This is a genomic window from Pseudomonas argentinensis, from assembly GCF_001839655.2.
In the GTDB taxonomy this organism is placed as follows: domain Bacteria; phylum Pseudomonadota; class Gammaproteobacteria; order Pseudomonadales; family Pseudomonadaceae; genus Aquipseudomonas; species Aquipseudomonas argentinensis_B.
Map to the genome: position 1 here is coordinate 760,296 of NZ_CP056087.1, position 17,837 is coordinate 778,132.

Here is a 17,837-nt window from a genome sequence, read left to right on the forward strand (position 1 = left end):
CGAAGCCTCCCCTTGTCGTTGCAGTGCTGTGCTTAGAACAGCACGCGGCTGCGGATGGTGCCGTTGACCTGCTGCAGCTTCTCCAGCGCCAGGTCCGAGTAGTCGGCATCGACGTCGATGACCACGTAGCCGACCTTGTCGTTGGTCTGCAGGTACTGGCCGGAGATGTTGATGCCGTTGTCGGCGAACACCTTGTTGATCTCGCTCATCACGCCCGGCACGTTGGCGTGGATGTGCAGCAGGCGGTGCTTGCCCGGGTGCGCCGGCAGGGCCACTTCCGGGAAGTTGACCGAGGATACCGAAGTACCGTTGTCGCTGTACTTGACCAGCTTCTCGGCCACTTCCAGGCCGATGTTGGCCTGGGCCTCGGCGGTGGAGCCGCCGATGTGCGGGGTCAGGATCACGCGATCCAGGCCGCGCAGCGGGCTTTCGAAGACGTCGTCGTTGGATTTCGGCTCGACCGGGAACACGTCGATGGCCGCGCCGATCAGGTGCTCGTCCTTGATCGCCTGAGCCAGGTGGTCGAGCTCGACCACGGTGCCGCGGGCGGCGTTGATCAGGATGCCGCCCTTCTTCATGGCGCGGATTTCCGCCTCGCCGATCATCCACTGGGTGGACGGCAGTTCCGGTACGTGCAGGGAGATGATGTCGCACAGGCCGAGCAGGTCATGCAGCTTGCCGATCTGCTGGGCGTTGCCCAGCGGCAGCTTGGTCACGGTGTCGTAGAAGAACACCTGCATGCCGAGGGCTTCGGCGAGTACCGACAGCTGGGTGCCGATCGAGCCGTAGCCGACGATGCCCAGCTTCTTGCCGCGGATTTCGAAGGAGTTGGCCGCCGACTTGATCCAGCCGCCGCGGTGGCAGGAGGCGTTCTTCTCGGGGATGCCGCGCAGCAGCAGAATGGCCTGGGCGAGCACCAGCTCGGCCACCGAGCGGGTGTTGGAATACGGCGCGTTGAACACGGCGATACCGCGCTCGCGAGCGGCGTCCAGGTCGACCTGGTTGGTGCCGATGCAGAAGCAGCCGACGGCGACCAGCTTCTTGGCGCAGTCGAAGATCTCTTCGGTCAGTTGGGTACGCGAACGGATGCCGATGAAGTGCGCGTCGGCGATCTTGGCCTTCAGCTCCTCGCCGGAGAGCGCGGTCTTGAGGTACTCGATGTTGGTGTAGCCGGACGCCTTCAGGGTGTCCACGGCATTTTGGTGGACGCCTTCGAGAAGAAGGAACTTGATCTTGCTCTTGTCGAGAGAGGTCGTGCTCATCGGAGTACCTGTTGCCCCACTAAATTAAGTGTCAGGAGAAGGATCGGCGCGCTCGCCAATCGGGCCGGCAAGTCGCTGTGCAGCGCGATTTGCGGGGGGCGTATGCTAGCATGGCTTGTCTTTTCCTTGCTCGGTTGCGACCTGAACGGTTCTCAGGGCGACCATGAAAGTTTCGAGAGTTGCTATGACCGATCTCATGCCGATTGACGAACTCAGAACGCTGGTCGAGCCCGGCAAGGTGCTCACCGACGCTGCGTCCCTGGAAACCTACGGCAAGGACTGGACCCGGCAATACGAGCCCGCGCCCAGTGCCATCGTGTTTCCCAAGACGGTCGAGCAGGTGCAGGCCATCGTGCGCTGGGCCAACGCCCACAGGATCGCCCTGGTGCCATCGGGCGGCCGTACCGGGCTGTCGGCGGCGGCGGTGGCAGCCAATGGCGAGGTGGTGGTGTCGTTCGACTACATGAACCAGATCCTCGATTTCGACGCCTCCAACCGCACCGTGGTCTGCCAGCCGGGCGTGGTCACTGGCGTGCTGCAGCAGTTCGCCGAGGACAAGGGCCTGTATTACCCGGTGGATTTCGCCTCGAGCGGCTCCAGCCAGATCGGCGGCAACATCGGCACCAATGCCGGCGGCATCAAGGTGATCCGCTACGGCCTGACCCGTAACTGGGTGGCGGGGCTGAAGGTGGTCACCGGCACCGGCGAGTTGCTCGAGTTGAACAAGGACCTGATCAAGAACGCCACCGGCTACGACCTGCGCCAGCTGTTCATCGGTGCCGAGGGCACCCTGGGCTTCGTAGTCGAGGCGACCATGCGCCTGGACCGTGCGCCGCGTAACCTCACCGCCATGGTGCTGGGCACGCCGGACTTCGACTCGATCATGCCGGTGCTGCATGCCTTCCAGGGCAAGCTCGACCTTACCGCCTTCGAGTTCTTTTCCGACAAGGGCCTGGCGCGGATCATGGCGCGCGGTGATGTCCCCTCGCCCTTCGACACCTGCTGCCCGTTCTATGCCCTGCTGGAGTTCGAAGCCAGCAGCGAGGAAGTGGCCAGCGAGGCCCTGAGCACCTTCGAGCACTGCATCGAGCAGGGCTGGGTACTGGACGGAGTGATGAGCCAGAGCCAGACTCAGCTGAAGAACCTGTGGAAGCTGCGCGAGTACCTGTCCGAAACCATCTCGCACCACACACCCTACAAGAACGACATTTCCGTCACCGTCTCGCAGGTGCCGGCATTCCTGCGCGATATCGACGCCATCGTCACCGAGCATTATCCCGACTACGAAGTGGTCTGGTACGGCCATATCGGCGACGGTAACCTGCACCTGAACATCCTCAAGCCCGAGCACATGGACAAGGAGGCCTTCTTCGCCTCGTGCGCCCGGGTCAACAAATGGGTGTTCGAGACCGTCCAGCGCTACAACGGCTCGATCTCCGCCGAGCACGGCGTGGGCCTGGTCAAGCGCGATTACCTGGAATACAGCCGCTCGCCGGCGGAAATCGCCTACATGAAGGCGGTCAAGGCGGTGTTCGACCCCAACGGCATCATGAACCCGGGCAAGATATTCGCCTGAACGTGCACAACAACAGGAGCGACCATGAGCTACCAGCACCAGTACATCGATGGCACCCGTATCCATTTCCCGCTGGGCAAGGTGGTGTGCGTCGGCCGCAACTACGCCGAACACGCCAAGGAGCTCAACAACCCGCTGCCGACCGAACCGTTGCTGTTCATCAAGCCGGGTAGCTGCGTGGTGCCGCTGGAAGGTGGCTTCAGCATCCCGGGAGATCGTGGCTCGGTGCATTACGAGGCGGAAATCGCCGTGCTGATCGGTAAGCCCCTGTCGCGCCAGCCCAACGAGGAAGAGGTGATCGACGCCATCTCCGGCTTCGCTCCGGCCCTGGACCTGACCCTGCGTGACCTGCAGAGCAAGCTCAAGGACAAGGGCCATCCCTGGGAGATCGCCAAGTCCTTCGACGGCGCCTGCGTGCTGGCGCCCTTCGTGCCGGGTGATGCTGTGGCCGACCTGACCGCTATCGGCATCCGCCTGACCATCAACGGCGAGGTGCGCCAGGATGGCAGCAGCGCCGAGATGATCTTCCCGATCGTGCCGGTGATCCAGGAAATGGCCGGCCACTTCAACCTGCAACCCGGCGACGTGATCCTTACCGGCACGCCCGCAGGCGTCGGCCCGCTGAACAAGGGCGACGAGCTGGTGCTGGATCTGGTCGGTCACTCGAGCTTCGCCAGCCGGGTCCTCTGACAAGACCGCTGAGTGGCGATAGCAGCCGCTGTAGGGTGGACGACGCTTCATCCGTCCACCGCTCTGCGATCGCGATGGTGGATGAAAAGAGCGTCATCCACCCTACGTCCTGCGAGCCTCAAGCGGCAAGTAAAGAGCAGGGCAGACGCGATCCTGCTCAGCTTGGAACCTGCGGCTTGATACTTGTAGCTGCTCTTTAAGTTTCGCTTAAGCCGGCTTTAAGCCTCGCTTCAGCTGGGCGACTTAACCTGACCCCGTCATCTACAGATAAAGGGTCATCCCCATGAAAGCTCCCGTACTCGCACTGCTGCTCGCTCCGCTGTTCTCCACCGCCGCCCTGGCTGCCGGCTATACCGGCCCGGGTCAGGTCGCCCAGGTCACCACGGTCGAGCAGGCGCTGAAAGCCGGCGACGACACCCCGGTCGTGCTGCAAGGCCAGATCGTCAAGCGCCTGCAGGACGAGCTCTACGAGTTCAAGGACGCCACCGGCACCATCCATGTCGAGATCGACGACGAAGACTGGCCGCCGCAAGCCATCTCCGAGAAGGCCACCGTCAAGCTGACCGGCGAAGTCGACAAGGACCTGACCAGCCGTGAAATCGACGTCGATCTCGTCGAACTGGTGAAATAAGCCCTAGGGCCTGTTAGCACTTCCGCGCAAGCCGCGTTGCCGCGTAAAGTCTCGCCAGGCTAGGCGGAGGACGCAGGGAATGGTTGTTCCCTTGCCAAGTCCTCCAACAACGCATGGCGAGATTTTTCGCGCAACCCGAAGGGCCGGGCCCGTTTTGCCGCGATGCTGCGTTTCTCGCCGGCTCATTTAGCCCGCTAAACTTCGCGGCTCGTGCCTTGCCTCGCGGCAAAACGGGCTCCGGCGCGGTCGTGCGGAAGTGTTAACAGGCCCTGGGCTGTTAGCTTCCCTTCACCGCACCGAATGGCCGCCTCTCGACGTATCGAGGGGCGGCGCCGTCATTTCTGTCATTGCATATGCGAGTCGCCATGGGCCGTCTGTTTTCGATCAAGGGATTATTCCTGCTGTTGGTGCTTGTCCTGCTGGCCGCACTGGTTTGCGTTGGTGTGCAATTCCGCCTGTTCGAACGGGCCTGGTTCAATGTCAGCCAGCCGGTTGAAGCGCCCGCCCATTCGCGGTGGCTGAGCGACTACCGGGTGGTGATCGAGGCGCAGCGCATCGAAGGGCTGGAAGACGACGTGTCGGCGCTGACCTACGATCCGGACCGTAAAAGCCTGTTCACCGTCACCAACCAACATCCCAAGCTGATCGAGCTGTCGCTCGATGGCAAGGTGCTGCGGCAGATCGAGCTGATCGGCTTCGGCGACCCGGAAGCCGTCGAGTACGTGGCCCCCGGGCGTTTCGTCATCGCCGACGAGCGCGCGCAGCGGCTGGTCAAGGTGCGCATCGACGATGACACCACCGCCATCGATGTCGCCGAGGCGCAACAGATGTCGCTGGGCCTGGAAATGGGCACCAAGAACAAGGGGTTCGAGGGGCTCGCCTATGACCGGAAAGGCCTGCGGCTGTTCGTGGCCAAGGAGCGCGACCCCATGCGCATCTATGAGGTATTGGGGTTTCCCGACCTCGATCCGGCTACGCCGAACTCCGTGCAGATTCGCGACGACCGCAAGCGCGATGCCGGCATCTTCGTGCGTGATCTTTCCAGCCTGCATTACGACAGCCTGACCGGCCACCTGCTGGCGCTGTCGGATGAGTCGCGCCTGGTCGTCGAACTGGATGAAGCCGGCAAGCCGCTCAGCAGCCTGTCACTGTTGCAAGGGCAGCAGGGTCTGAAGAAGTCGGTGCCCCAGGCCGAGGGCATCACCATGGACGATCAGGGCGTGCTGTACATGACCAGCGAGCCCAACCTCTTCTATGTATTCAGCAAGGGCGGCAAGGCCGATTAGTCGGGTTGCCACGCTGGTGAAGCGAGACGAGGGCTGTTAGCTTCGCGGGTCGCAGGGCGCTCCTGAGGGAGCGACCGTGTTTGTTTCTCCATGAGTGAGCGAGTATGCGTCGTCTGATTTCCCTCAAGACCGTGTTGCTGCTGCTGGTACTGGTCGCGGCATTGTTGCTGGCTATCTGGGGCCAGGAGTTCCGGGTATTCGAGCGGGCCTGGTTCAATGTGCGACAGCCCGCCGAGGCGCCGGCCAATACGCTGTGGCTCGATAGCTATCAGGTGAGCCGTGAGGCCAAGGTGATCGAAGGGCTGGACGACGACGTGTCGGCGCTGACCTACGATCCGGTGCGCAAAACGCTGTTTACCGTCACCAACCAGAATACCCGGTTGATCGAGCTGTCGCTCGACGGCAAGATGCTGCGCGAGATCCGTCTGGTCGGCTTCGGCGATCCGGAAGCCGTGGAGTACGTCGCCCCTGGCGTCCTGGTGATCGCCGATGAACGCCCGCAGCGCCTGGTGGAGGTTCGCATCGACGACGCCACTACCCAGGTCGATGCTGCCGACGGCCAGCAGCTGTCGCTGGGCCTGGAAATGGAGGCCAAGAACAAGGGCTTCGAGGGCCTGGCCTATGACCTGGCGGGCAAGCGCCTGTTCATTGCCAAGGAGCGTGATCCGCTGCGCATTTACGAGGTGCACGGCTTCCCGCATCTCGATCCGCACAGCCCCTCGGCAATCCGCATCATCGATGACCGTGAGCGCGACGAAGGCCTGTTCGTCCGCGATCTGTCCAGCCTGCAATACGATGCCCGTACCGGTCACCTGCTGGCGCTGTCCGATGATTCGCGGCTGCTGGTGGAAATGGATACCAAGGGCGAACCGGTCAGCAGTCTGTCGCTGGTCGGCGGCCAGCAGGGCCTCAAGGAGCCCGTGCCCCAGGCCGAAGGTATCGCCATGGACGAGCAGGGCGTGATCTACATGATCAGCGAGCCCAACCTGTTCTACACCTTCGAAAAAAGGCCGGGTGATCGCTGACTCGGCCTTTTCGGTCAAAATATCAGCTGCGTAGGGCGAACCGGGACGCCGGCCGCTCGTAGCCTAGGCGAACAGTCCGCCGCGCGGAGGCGACTCACCTGCACAAGCATGCCGCCAGCCTGCCACGGCGTACTGCCTTCGACGAGTACGCCCGACAGTCTGAAACGGTGTAAACCTATTTCAGGGCTAGACATAGCCTTAGCGCTTAGCACCTTCACGCCTTCGCCAGTCGCGAACGGCAACGGGGCACGGCGCCGTGACCCACTTACCGCGCTGCGTCAGAACAGGTACTGCAGGCCCAGGCTATAGCTGGCCTGGTCGCCATTGGCATGCCGCAGGCGCGTGTTGGCTTCGGCGTAGACGGCGAAGGCCTCGCTGATGATCAGTTGCGTGCCCAGGCGCGCGCGGGCGAAGTGCTTGTCGTTTTCCCGACCGTTGCTCACCCGGCGTGCCGAGCCGTCGGCCAGACTGGTAACGATGAAATCCTCGCTCATGCCATCGGCCAGCTCTTCGATCCAACTGAGGCTGGCATAAGGCTGCAAGCCCATGGCCTTGTCCAGCGCGATATCGCCGCGTACCTGCCAGCCGAAGCTCAACTCCAGCGAGTCGAAGCGTTCATCGGCGAAGCGCAGGGCGGTACGTTGCGTGGATTTCTCGCTGAAGCCATCGAGCCTGTAGTGGCGATAGTCGAGACCCGCTTGCGGGCCGGTACGCCAGTCGCCGAACAGCAGGTCATAACCGCCCAGCAGGCCTGTGCCCCAGAACGTGGCATCGGTTTCGCCGGCAAGCTTCTGGTCGAGCAGCGCCGGACCGCCGGCGTTGCCCTGGATGAATACCGAGCGCTTCAGATCGAAGCGGGTACGACCGGCGCTGAGGTCGGCGTTCAGCCACAGCGGCCCGGTATTGCCCAGCAGCGCGTGGAGGCCGGCCTGCCAGGTGTCGCTCTCTACCTTGCCACCGTGTTGCAGGTCATCCTGGCCGCGGCTGAAGCTCAGGCCGGCACCCAGGTTCAGCCAGTCGCTGAGTTGGGCATCGCCGAACAGGTAGGCGGTGGCCTGGCGGGAGCGCTGCTCCAGTGAGCCGTCGAAGCCGCCGCTGGGCTGCCATTGACCCTCCACCCCGACACCGCCGTCGACGCTGCCGACTTCCCGGGGGGTGGCGCGCAGGCTCAGCCAGCGACGCTCCAGCAATTGCTGGTGAGTCTGCTGCTGGCGCTTGAGCGTTTCTTCCAGGGTGCCGAGCATGGCCCCGCCGGATAGCGCCGAATAGCGCAGGTCGGTATGGGTGGCTTCCAGCACCAGGCGGGTCAGCAGGCGGGAATAGTCACGCAGGCGCTGCGCAATGCGTTCTGCACCGAAGGCGCCGACCAGCACGGATTCGTTGTCGAGGGCCGGGTCGTGCCAGGTGGCGCCACCGGGAATGGTCGGGTTGGTGGTCTGCTCATAGCCGTCGAGATCGCCTATTTGCCAATTGGTGGCCTCCACGAAGAGCACCGGAATACCCAGGCCCTCGAAGCTTTCGGCGTCGCTGCAGCAGCCGGTGCCGGCTGGATAGGCGGCGTTCAGACCGGGGTTGGTGTGCAGGTCGATGCCCAGTTCCTTGGCAATGCGCAGGGTGTGTTCGCGTAGCGCCACCAGTTGCGGTGCGGCGACGCTGTCCGAGCCGGCATGGGCGTACATCATGTCGCCGGTGATCAGGCTGTCGATGTTGATCATGCCGGTCAGACGGGCGCGTGCCTCGGCATCCAGGGAGGCGACGTAGGCGCGCGAGCCACGCAGGCCTTCCTCCTCGGCACCGAAGCCGATAAAGGTCACGCCATCCTCGAACGACAGGCCGGCCAGGTTGCGGGCGATTTCCGTCAACACCCCCGCACCCGAGGCATTGTCATCCAGGCCCTGCAGGGTGGGGCGGCCGAAGAAGGTGTCGAAATGGGCGCCGACCACCAGGTTCTTACCGGTAGTACCGCCGGTCTCGACAATCACGTTCTGCGAGCTGCGGCTGCCTGCCCAGGTAAAGTCCTGGCGATAGCTGTTGTACCCGGCCGCCGACAGGCGCTCCTGCATCCAGTCGGTCGCGCCCGCAAAACTGCTGGTGCCGCGATAACGGCCCGGGTAGTCGTTGATCAGCCTGTCGACGGTGCCGCCGGCGTATTCGCCGTATTGGTAGGCCATGGCCAGGGTGGGTAACAGCGTGCCTGCCAGGCCCATGCCCAGAATGAGAGGTTTGATCACATCATGCTCCTTATGCTGTTTTTGTGTGGCAGTCAGCGCAGAGCAGTATGTGGGCCGGAAATCCGAACCGGTAGGAAAATGGCGTAGTACAGAGGCCCAAGTGTCGCCTGGCTGTAAGTATGACGGGCACCTACCGCTGCGGCGGCGGCAGGGGTGAGCGCCTAGCTGGCAGGCCGGCACTCACTTGGTGCGGGCCGGCAGGTGATGGGGCGGATGCTGGTCACCCGCCCGCGGGGTTCAGCGCTTGAGCGTCTTCACGCCTTCGGCGGTGCCGAGCAGCAGCAGATCGGCCGGGCGGGCGGCGAACAGGCCGTTGGTGACCACACCGACGATGGCGTTGATGTCCGTTTCCAGTTTCACCGGGTCGGTGATGCTCATGTTGTGTACGTCGAGGATCACGTTGCCGTTGTCGGTCAGCACGCCTTCACGGTACACCGGGTCGCCGCCCAGTTTGACCAACTGGCGGGCCACGTGGCTGCGCGCCATGGGGATCACTTCCACCGGCAGCGGGAATTCGCCGAGCACCGGTACCAGCTTGCTGCCGTCGGCGATGCAGATGAAGGTGCGTGCTACAGCCGCGACGATCTTCTCGCGGGTCAGGGCCGCGCCGCCGCCCTTGATCAGGTTCAGGCGCTCGTCGCTTTCGTCGGCGCCATCGACGTAGAACTCCAGGTCGCTGACGGTATTGAGTTCATACACCGGAATACCATGGCCCTTGAGGCGCGCGGCGGTGGCTTCCGAGCTGGCCACGGCGCCGTCGAACTCCAGCTTGTGCTTGGCCAGGGCGTCGATGAAGCAGTTGGCGGTGGAGCCGGTGCCGACCCCAATCACGCTCTTGGCGTCGAGCTTGGGAAGGATGAAGTCGACGGCGGCCTGGGCCACGGCTTGTTTGAGCTGATCCTGGGTCATGCGGGTTCCACGAGAAGGAAGGAAACGAGGCCGCGATTATAGCCGGCAAAACCCCGGAATTCGTATGGTCGCTCGGCGGATGGTAGGGGCTGCTGTCGCTTCAGCGCGACCGCGCCGGAGCCCATTTTTTCGCGAGGCAAGGCGCGAGCCGCGAACTTTGGCCGTGCAAATGAGTCGGCGAGCAACGCAGCATCACGGAAAAATGGGCCCGGCCCTTGGGTTGTGGGGGGAGATTTCACCGTGCCTCGCCGCAGAGCTTGGAAATCGCTGCTGTTGTGGCCCTGTGCAACCCGGTGAAATTTTCCGCCGCAACGCGGCTGGTGCTGAAACGATGGCAGCCCCTGATGTTAGACTCGTCGATTCCCCTCGAAGCCGCCTACGATGCCCGCCATGCTCGAACAGTACGTCAAGAAGACCCTGACCTCCCGTGTCTATGACGTTGCCGTGGAAACCCCGCTGCAACCCGCTCGCCAACTTTCCGAACGCCTGGGCAATCAGATTCTGCTCAAGCGCGAGGATCTGCAGCCGGTTTACTCGTTCAAGATTCGTGGCGCCTACAACAAGCTCGTCCAGCTCAGCCCTGAAGAACTGGCGCGCGGCGTGGTCACCGCCTCGGCCGGCAACCATGCCCAGGGCCTGGCGTTGGCTGCCAAGCACATGGGCGTGAAGGCGACCATCGTCATGCCGCGCACCACGCCCGAGCTCAAGGTGCAGGGCGTGCGTTCGCGGGGCGGCAAGGTGGTGCTGCATGGCGATGCCTTCCCCGAGGCCCTGGCTCACTCGCTGAAGCTGGTCGAGGAAAAGGGCTACACCTATATCCATCCCTACGATGATCCGCTGGTGATCGCCGGCCAGGGCACCGTGGCGATGGAAATCCTCCGTCAGCACCAGGGGCGCCTCGATGCGGTATTCGTACCGGTCGGCGGCGGCGGCCTGATCGCCGGTATCGCCGCCTACATCAAGTACCTGCGTCCTGAGGTGAGGGTCATCGGCGTGGAGCCGGACGACTCCAATTGCCTGCAGCAGGCCCTGGCCGCTGGCGAGCGCGTGGTGTTGCCCCAGGTCGGGCTGTTCGCCGATGGCGTGGCGGTGGCGCAGATCGGCCAGCACACCTTCGCCATCTGCAAGGATCATGTCGACGAGGTGATCACCGTCAGTACCGACGAGATCTGCGCGGCGATCAAGGACATCTACGACGATACCCGCTCGATCACCGAGCCAGCCGGCGCATTGGCCGTGGCCGGGATCAAGCGCTACGTCGAACGGGAAGGAATCAGTGGCCAGGTGCTGGTCGGCATCGACTCCGGCGCCAACGTCAACTTCGACCGCCTGCGCCATGTGGCCGAGCGCGCCGAGCTGGGGGAAAAGCGCGAGGCGATCATCGCCGTCACCATCCCCGAGAGGCCGGGCAGTTTCAAGGCGTTCTGCGAGGCCATCGGCAAGCGGCAGATCACCGAATTCAACTACCGCTATCACCAGGACGGCGAGGCGCACATCTTCGTCGGCGTGCAGACCCACCCGGAGAACGACCCGCGCGCGGCGCTGGTGGAAAACCTGCGCAGTCAGGGCTTCCCGGTACTCGACCTGACCGACAACGAACTGGCCAAGCTGCATATCCGCCACACCGTGGGCGGTCATGCCGCGGCGGTGCCGGACGAGTGCGTGTTCCGCTTCGAGTTTCCCGAGCGGCCGGGCGCGTTGTTCAACTTCCTCAACAAGCTGGGCGGGCGCTGGAACATCACCCTGTTCCATTACCGCAACCATGGCGCCGCCGATGGCCGGGTGCTGGCGGCCCTGCAGGTGCCGGAAGACGAGCGCCACCTGCTGGCGCCGGCGCTGGACGAGATCGGCTATCCGTACTGGGACGAGAGCGACAACCCGGCCTACAAGCTGTTTCTTGGCTAGTCGCTTCTCCTGACGCGCCGCTTCACCTGGGCTACCGAGATTGCTACCGGTAGCCTGGGTTGAGCGAAGCGATACCCAGGGCCACTCTCTATAGGAAATCGAAGGAAATCGTGATGGAGCATTATCTGCTGATCAGAGTCCTCCATGCGCTGCCCGGCATTCTGCTGCTGGCGGGCGTGTCGGCCCATGCCTTGATGCTCTGGAAAGCCTGGCGCGGCGGCGACCGGCAGGTGCTGCAACGCAAGCTGCAGCGCACCCGCACCATCAGCCTGCCGGTGTTCGCCGTGCTGGCGCTGAGCCTGCCGGTGAGCGGCTGGTGGATGGTCAACCTGGCCGGCTGGCCGCTGAGCCAGCTGTGGCTGCTGCTGGGCAGCAGCCTCTTCGCTGTGCTGATGATCGTCGGCCTGCTGCTGTTCGGCCGCCTGGGCGCCTGGCAGGCGCAAGCCGAGGGCGCGGTGCCGGCCACGTCGCTGCGCCTGGTGATGGTCTATACCGCGCTGATCGTGGTGCTGCTGCTGGTGATCATGGCGGTGATGGGCGCCAAGCCGGTCTAGCGAACCGCCCTAAGCCGGGCGCTGTCGCGAAGGCGGCGCCCCGTACAGCTCTTAGCGCAGTGACATCACCGGCCAGCCGCGCTTCTCGGCTTCGGCCAGCAGGTTCGGATCCGGGTCGACGGCCACCGGATAGCTGACCTGCTCGAGCAGCGGCAGATCGTTCATCGAGTCGCTGTAGAAGGTCGAGCGGTCCAGGTCGAAGCCGTTTTCCTGCATCCAGCGGTTGAGGCGGGTGACCTTGCCTTCCTTGAAGCACGGCACGTCGGTGGTGCGCCCGGTGTAGCGGCCGTCGACCATCTCGCATTCGGTGGCCAGCAGGGTGTCGACGCCCAGGCGTGCGGCGATCGGCGCGGTGACGAAGCGGTTGGTGGCGGTGATGATCAGCAGCTTGTCGCCAGCGGCGCGGTGCCTGTCGAGCAGCGCCAGGGCCTTGGGCAGAATGATCGGTTCGATGCATTCGGCCATGAACTCGCGGTGCCAGGCATCGAGTTGGGCCATCTCGGTGCGACCGAAGATATCCAAAGTGAAGTTCAGGTAGTCGGTGATGTTCAGGCGCCCGACCAGGTAGTCCTGATAGAAGGCATCGTTGCGCGCCTTGTAGGTGGCGCCGTCGAGAATCCCGCGCTCGCACAGCCAGTCGCCCCAGGCGTGGTCGCTGTCGCCGCCAAGCAGGGTATTGTCGAGATCGAATAAAGCCAAACGCACAGCATCACCTCTTCATACAGGGCCATGGAGGCGGCCAGAATAGCGGCTTTGCCGGCCCGGGGAAAACCACGCGACTGGCCGCCGTGCAGTCCCGCCCGAGCGCGTTGCCGCTGTCGCGAGCTTTGTGGAACAATGCGGTGACATGCGTTTACGAGGTTGTGTGCCGTGATCGATCCTGATGGTTTTCGCCCCAACGTCGGCATCATTCTCACCAATGATGTTGGCCAGGTGCTTTGGGCGCGTCGAATTAACCAGGATGCCTGGCAGTTCCCGCAAGGCGGTATCAATGACCGCGAGTCGCCGGAAGAAGCGTTGTACCGCGAACTCAACGAGGAGGTGGGCCTGGAAGAGCAGGACGTGAAAATTCTCGCCTGCACCCGGGGCTGGTTGAGGTATCGTCTGCCCCAGCGCCTGGTGCGCACGCATAGCCAGCCGCTGTGCATCGGCCAGAAACAGAAGTGGTTCCTGCTGCGCCTGACCTCCGATGAGCAACGGGTGCGTATGGACCTGACCGGCAAGCCGGAGTTCGACGGCTGGCGCTGGGTCAGTTATTGGTACCCGTTGGGGCAGGTGGTTACATTCAAGCGCGAAGTCTACCGTCGCGCACTCAAGGAACTCGCACCGCGCCTGTTGGCACGGGATTAGGCAGGTCAGCATGCTCAACACGCTGCGCAAGATCGTCCAGGAAGTGAATGCCGCCAAGGATCTCAAGGCGGCGCTGGGCATCATCGTGCAGCGCGTCAAGGAGACCATGGGCACCCAGGTGTGCTCGGTCTACCTGCTCGACCCGGAGACCAACCGCTTCGTGCTGATGGCCACCGACGGCCTCAACAAGCGCTCGATCGGCAAGGTCAGCATGGCCCGCAACGAGGGTCTGGTCGGCCTGGTCGGTACCCGCGAAGAGCCGCTGAACCTCGAAAACGCCTCCGAACATCCCCGTTACCGCTACTTCGCCGAAACCGGTGAGGAGCGCTATGCCTCCTTTCTCGGCTCACCAATCATCCACCACCGTCGGGTAATGGGCGTGCTGGTGGTGCAGCAGAAGGAGCGCCGCCAGTTCGACGAAGGCGAGGAAGCCTTCCTGGTCACCATGAGTGCGCAGCTCGCCGGGGTGATCGCCCATGCCGAGGCCACCGGGTCGATCCGCGGCCTGGGCAAACAGGGCAAGGGCATTCAGGAGGCCAAGTTCGTCGGCGTGCCGGGCTCGCCCGGTGCGGCGGTCGGTACCGCCGTGGTGGTGCTGCCGCCTGCCGACCTGGAAGTGGTGCCGGACAAGAGCATCGACGACATCGATGCCGAGCTGAAACTGTTCCAGAACGCTCTGGAGGGCGTGCGCGCCGACATGCGCAACCTTTCCGAGCGCATGGCCACCCAGCTGCGCCCGGAAGAGCGCGCGCTGTTCGACGTCTACCAGATGATGCTCGAAGACGCGGCCCTCGGTAACGAGGTGGTCAACGTCATCAAGACCGGCCAGTGGGCCCAGGGCGCCCTGCGCCACGTGGTCAGCGAGCACATCAACCGTTTCGAACTGATGGACGACGCCTACCTGCGCGAGCGCGCCTCGGATGTGCGTGACCTGGGCCGTCGCCTGCTCGCCTACCTGCAGCAGGCCCGCCAGCAGACCCTGGTGTACCCGGACAACTGCATCCTGGTCGCCGAGGAACTGTCGCCGGCCATGCTCGGTGAAGTGCCGGAAGGCAAGCTGGTCGGCCTGGTGTCGGTGCAGGGCTCGGGCAACTCCCACGTGGCAATCTTCGCCCGGGCCATGGGTATTCCCACGGTGATGGGCGCGGTCGAGCTACCGTACTCGAAGATCGACGGCATCCAGCTGATCGTCGACGGTTATCACGGCGAAGTATTCACCAACCCCAGCGAGATCCTGCGCAAGCAGTATGCCGATGTGGTCGAGGAGGATCGCCAGCTTACCAAGGGTCTCGACGCCCTGCGCGCGCTGCCCTGCGAGACCCTCGACGGCCATCACATGCCGCTGTGGGTCAACACCGGCCTGCTCGCCGATGTGGTGCGCGCCCAGGAGCGCGGCGCCGAGGGCGTTGGCCTGTACCGCACCGAAGTGCCGTTCATGATCAAGGACCGCTTCCCCAGCGAGAAGGAACAGCTGGCCATCTACCGCGAACAGCTGACCGCCTTCCATCCGCTGCCGGTGACCATGCGCACCCTGGACGTCGGCGGCGACAAGGGGCTGAGCTACTTCCCGATCAAGGAAGAGAACCCTTTCCTCGGCTGGCGCGGCATCCGCGTGACCCTCGACCACCCGGAAATCTTCCTGGTGCAGGTGCGCGCCATGCTCAAGGCCAGCGAGGGCCTGAATAACCTGCGCATTCTGCTGCCGATGATTTCCGGCATCCAGGAGCTGGAAGAGTCGCTGCACCTGATTCACCGCGCCTGGGGCGAGGTGCGCGATGAAGGCACCGACGTACCCTTGCCGCCGATTGGCGTGATGATCGAGATTCCCGCCGCGGTCTACCAGACCCGCGACCTGGCCCGCCAGGTGGACTTCCTGTCGGTCGGCTCCAACGACCTGACCCAGTACCTGCTGGCCGTGGATCGCAACAACCCGCGGGTCGCCGACCTCTACGACTTCCTCCACCCAGCGGTGCTGCAGGCGCTGACCAAGGTGGTCGAGGACGCCCATGCCGAAGGCAAGCCGGTGAGCATCTGCGGCGAGATGGCCGGCGACCCGAGCGCCGCCGTGCTGCTGATGGCCATGGGCTTCGACAGCCTGTCGATGAACGCCACCAACCTGCCCAAGGTGAAGTGGCTGCTGCGCCAGATCAGCCTGAGCAAGGCCAAGGACCTGCTTGGCCAGGCCATGCGCATCGACAACCCGCAGGTTATCCACAGCACCCTGCAGCTGGCCCTGCGCAACCTGGGCCTCGGCCGGATGATCAACCCGGCGTCGGGTATTCAGGCTTAACGGCGGGAGTTGGCGGTTTATCTGTGGGGCGGGCCATGCCCGCGAAAGCATCATGGGTATGGACTAGGCGTCCCCGCCCGTTCCCATAACAGAGGTCAGCGACAGCTCTCGCCCCTCTAGCGCTCGAAGCGCACCTCACCAATCGACGTACCTTCAGGCCCAAAACTGCGCTCGATGATCCGCCGCCTTCCATCGGCATACGTGAACAGCAACGTGCTGGCGCGGGTGCCGTAGTTCGGGCTGGTGATGAACACGCTGCCGAGCAGGCGCTCCAGATCCAGGCCCACGCCGGTATCCGGTAGCGCCGTATCGTCGGGCTTCTTGGCGTCGGCCAGGAGCGCGAACAGCGCCTGCTCATCCGGTGCGTCGAGCGTTGCGGCAAGTGCTGCCTTGGCACGTTCGAGCTTGGGCCAGGGCGTATCCAATGCTGCATTGGAAACGCCATGGATGCCGGCGGGCAGCGCCTGGGCCTGCCCGCTGTGGGAATTGAAGTGCCACAGCGCGTGGCGGTCGCCGACCAGCAGGTTGAAGCCGCTGTATTCATCCGCCTCACGGCACAGCTGGTTCAGAAAAGCCTCCGGCCCCTGGTTTCCCTGCAGAAAGCGCAGCGGCAGTTCGCCGCGTGAGCGGGAGCCCTGCTCAGCCTGCGGGTCTCGGATATTGGTGAGAGCGGCAAAGCGGCCATCGGGGCCGATGCCCAGCCAGGTGCCGCCGGCCTGCAGGTCGCGCCCGGCGATCAGGCCGGGCGTCTGCGGCCACTCGGCCATGGCCGCGGTCGGGCGGGCATGGAATTCATCGCGGTTGGCGGCGACCAGCAAGGGAAGGCTGTGGCCTGGACGCCAGGCGAGGACGATCAGGCACATGGCTTTTTGAGGCAGGCGTGTACGCCTGCTGCGTCGAGTGGTGCGCCGACATGTACCGCGACCTTGCTGGCGCCACTGCCTTTGCCCAGCTCCAGCAATATGCGCTCTTCGACCTGCGAGAGGCCGCCTTCCAGCCGTTCCAGCGGATGCACGACCAGGCGCGGCGGTAGGCTTAGACGCATGAAACGTTTGCGGATTACCGCTGCGACCGCCTCTTTGATCAGCCGATCCGCGACGCCGAAGTCGGCCACTAGCAGGCGTACGTTGCTGAATGGCGGGTCGGCGCGCAATTGCAGCTCATTGCCGCTTTCCAGGTGAATGATGTGCAACTGATCGCAGGCCATACGCAAATAGAGGGTGTTGAACACAGCGGTTTCTCGTCCCTGGAAAGTGCCACTGTACGCAAAGCCATCAATCGTCGTGAAGTAGAGTGCATGGCCGGCTTCCGTTACCATGCCGCATCGCTTCGCAGAGCACACCATGATCTTCCTTCTCTACATCCTGCTCGGTGCCGCGGCGGGCCTGCTGGCCGGGCTGTTTGGCGTCGGTGGCGGCATGATCATCGTGCCGGTGCTGATCTTCGCCTTTACCGCCCAGGGTTTCGATGCCTCGGTGCTGACCCATATGGCGGTAGGCACCTCGCTGGCGACCATTCTGTTCACCTCGGTCAATGCGGTGCGCGAGCACCACAGCCGTGGCGCGGTACGCTGGGGGCTGTTCGTCTGGCTGACCGTGGGGATCGTGCTGGGCTCGGCGCTGGGGGCGCTGACGGCGGAATCCATCGACGGCCTGGTGCTGCAGAAGATCATTGGTGTGTTCGCCCTGTGCGTCGCCTTGCAACTGGCGCTGGACCTCAAGCCCAGGGCCAGCCGCGAGGTGCCCGGCAAGGTCGGGCTGGGCACTGCCGGTGGCGTGATCGGTTGGGCTTCGGCGATCATCGGCATTGGTGGTGGCTCGTTGACCGTACCCTTCCTGACCTGGCGCGGTGTGTCCGTGCAGCAGGCGGTGGCGACCTCATCGGCCTGTGGCTGGCCGATCGCCGCGGCCGGCGCCCTGAGTTACTTGTGGCTGGGTTGGGGTGACGCGCGTCTGCCTCACTGGAGCTTTGGTTACGTGTACCTGCCGGCGCTGCTTGGCATTGCCCTGACCAGCGTGTTTTTCGCCCGCACCGGCGCTCGCTTGGCCCATCGCCTGTCGCCGCGGGTGCTCAAGCGCCTGTTCGCGCTGTTGCTGTTTATCGTCGGCCTGAATTTTCTGTTGTGAGG

General features: G+C 64.1%; 16 protein-coding genes. 10 read left to right on the forward strand and 6 right to left on the reverse strand.

Annotated elements, in window-relative coordinates:
- Positions 1-32 precede the first annotated feature (32 nt).
- Entirely contained in the window at positions 33-1,262 is a 1,230-nt protein-coding gene (serA, locus tag SA190iCDA_RS03500; protein WP_070885012.1) for a phosphoglycerate dehydrogenase, read from the reverse strand.
- 184 nt (positions 1,263-1,446) lie between these two features.
- Here serA and SA190iCDA_RS03505 point away from each other — a divergent pair, with 184 nt between their 5' ends.
- The 5 genes from SA190iCDA_RS03505 to SA190iCDA_RS03525 all read left to right on the forward strand — a co-directional run bounded on the left by SA190iCDA_RS03505 (position 1,447) and on the right by SA190iCDA_RS03525 (position 6,470).
- Positions 1,447-2,838 (forward strand): FAD-binding oxidoreductase, encoded by a 1,392-nt coding sequence (locus SA190iCDA_RS03505; RefSeq protein ID WP_070885013.1) that lies wholly within the window; start codon positions 1,447-1,449, stop codon positions 2,836-2,838.
- Positions 2,839-2,862: 24 nt separating this feature from the next.
- Positions 2,863-3,528, forward strand: a complete 666-nt coding sequence (locus SA190iCDA_RS03510; RefSeq protein ID WP_070885014.1) for a fumarylacetoacetate hydrolase family protein — start codon at positions 2,863-2,865, stop codon at positions 3,526-3,528.
- Between the two features lie 283 nt (positions 3,529-3,811).
- A complete protein-coding gene (locus tag SA190iCDA_RS03515; RefSeq protein WP_070885015.1) occupies positions 3,812-4,159 on the forward strand; it encodes a NirD/YgiW/YdeI family stress tolerance protein in 348 nt (115 codons plus the stop codon).
- Between the two features lie 365 nt (positions 4,160-4,524).
- Positions 4,525-5,445: an SdiA-regulated domain-containing protein gene (locus SA190iCDA_RS03520; protein WP_070885016.1), complete on the forward strand. Its 921-nt coding sequence runs from the start codon at positions 4,525-4,527 to the stop codon at positions 5,443-5,445.
- A gap of 104 nt (positions 5,446-5,549) precedes the next feature.
- Entirely contained in the window at positions 5,550-6,470 is a 921-nt protein-coding gene (locus tag SA190iCDA_RS03525; RefSeq protein WP_070885017.1) for an SdiA-regulated domain-containing protein, read from the forward strand.
- Between the two features lie 278 nt (positions 6,471-6,748).
- Here SA190iCDA_RS03525 and SA190iCDA_RS03530 read toward each other — a convergent pair whose 3' ends face one another.
- Together SA190iCDA_RS03530 and rpiA are read right to left on the reverse strand one after the other, a co-directional pair.
- Positions 6,749-8,701, reverse strand: coding sequence for an autotransporter domain-containing protein (locus tag SA190iCDA_RS03530; protein WP_070885018.1), 1,953 nt, complete (start codon positions 8,699-8,701; stop codon positions 6,749-6,751).
- 237 nt (positions 8,702-8,938) lie between these two features.
- Positions 8,939-9,610 (reverse strand): ribose-5-phosphate isomerase RpiA, encoded by a 672-nt coding sequence (gene rpiA / locus SA190iCDA_RS03535; RefSeq protein ID WP_070885019.1) that lies wholly within the window; start codon positions 9,608-9,610, stop codon positions 8,939-8,941.
- A gap of 390 nt (positions 9,611-10,000) precedes the next feature.
- Between rpiA and ilvA the strand changes: the two genes are divergently transcribed.
- Complete coding sequence (gene ilvA / locus SA190iCDA_RS03540; protein WP_070885020.1) at positions 10,001-11,515, forward strand: threonine ammonia-lyase, biosynthetic; 1,515 nt, start codon at positions 10,001-10,003, stop codon at positions 11,513-11,515.
- A 113-nt stretch (positions 11,516-11,628) separates the two neighbouring features.
- A complete protein-coding gene (locus tag SA190iCDA_RS03545) occupies positions 11,629-12,069 on the forward strand; it encodes a DUF2269 family protein (protein WP_070885021.1) in 441 nt (146 codons plus the stop codon).
- Positions 12,070-12,120: 51 nt separating this feature from the next.
- Here the strand turns inward: SA190iCDA_RS03545 and SA190iCDA_RS03550 are convergent, their stop codons facing one another.
- Complete coding sequence (locus SA190iCDA_RS03550) at positions 12,121-12,774, reverse strand: HAD family hydrolase (RefSeq protein WP_070885022.1); 654 nt, start codon at positions 12,772-12,774, stop codon at positions 12,121-12,123.
- Positions 12,775-12,939: 165 nt separating this feature from the next.
- On the opposite strand from SA190iCDA_RS03550, the gene SA190iCDA_RS03555 reads away from it, so the two are divergent.
- Together SA190iCDA_RS03555 and ptsP are read left to right on the forward strand one after the other, a co-directional pair.
- Entirely contained in the window at positions 12,940-13,419 is a 480-nt protein-coding gene (locus SA190iCDA_RS03555) for an RNA pyrophosphohydrolase (protein ID WP_013793353.1), read from the forward strand.
- Between the two features lie 10 nt (positions 13,420-13,429).
- On the forward strand, positions 13,430-15,709 hold the full coding sequence (ptsP, locus tag SA190iCDA_RS03560; RefSeq protein WP_070885023.1) for a phosphoenolpyruvate--protein phosphotransferase: 2,280 nt from the start codon (positions 13,430-13,432) through the stop codon (positions 15,707-15,709).
- A gap of 116 nt (positions 15,710-15,825) precedes the next feature.
- Here the strand turns inward: ptsP and SA190iCDA_RS03565 are convergent, their stop codons facing one another.
- Complete coding sequence (locus SA190iCDA_RS03565; RefSeq protein WP_070885024.1) at positions 15,826-16,572, reverse strand: NRDE family protein; 747 nt, start codon at positions 16,570-16,572, stop codon at positions 15,826-15,828.
- Complete coding sequence (locus SA190iCDA_RS03570) at positions 16,563-17,027, reverse strand: hypothetical protein (RefSeq protein ID WP_070885025.1); 465 nt, start codon at positions 17,025-17,027, stop codon at positions 16,563-16,565. Before SA190iCDA_RS03570 ends, SA190iCDA_RS03565 begins: the two co-directional genes overlap by 10 nt.
- A 25-nt stretch (positions 17,028-17,052) precedes the next feature.
- Between SA190iCDA_RS03570 and SA190iCDA_RS03575 the strand changes: the two genes are divergently transcribed.
- Positions 17,053-17,835, forward strand: coding sequence for a sulfite exporter TauE/SafE family protein (locus SA190iCDA_RS03575; RefSeq protein WP_070885263.1), 783 nt, complete (start codon positions 17,053-17,055; stop codon positions 17,833-17,835).
- Positions 17,836-17,837: the final 2 nt, after the last annotated feature.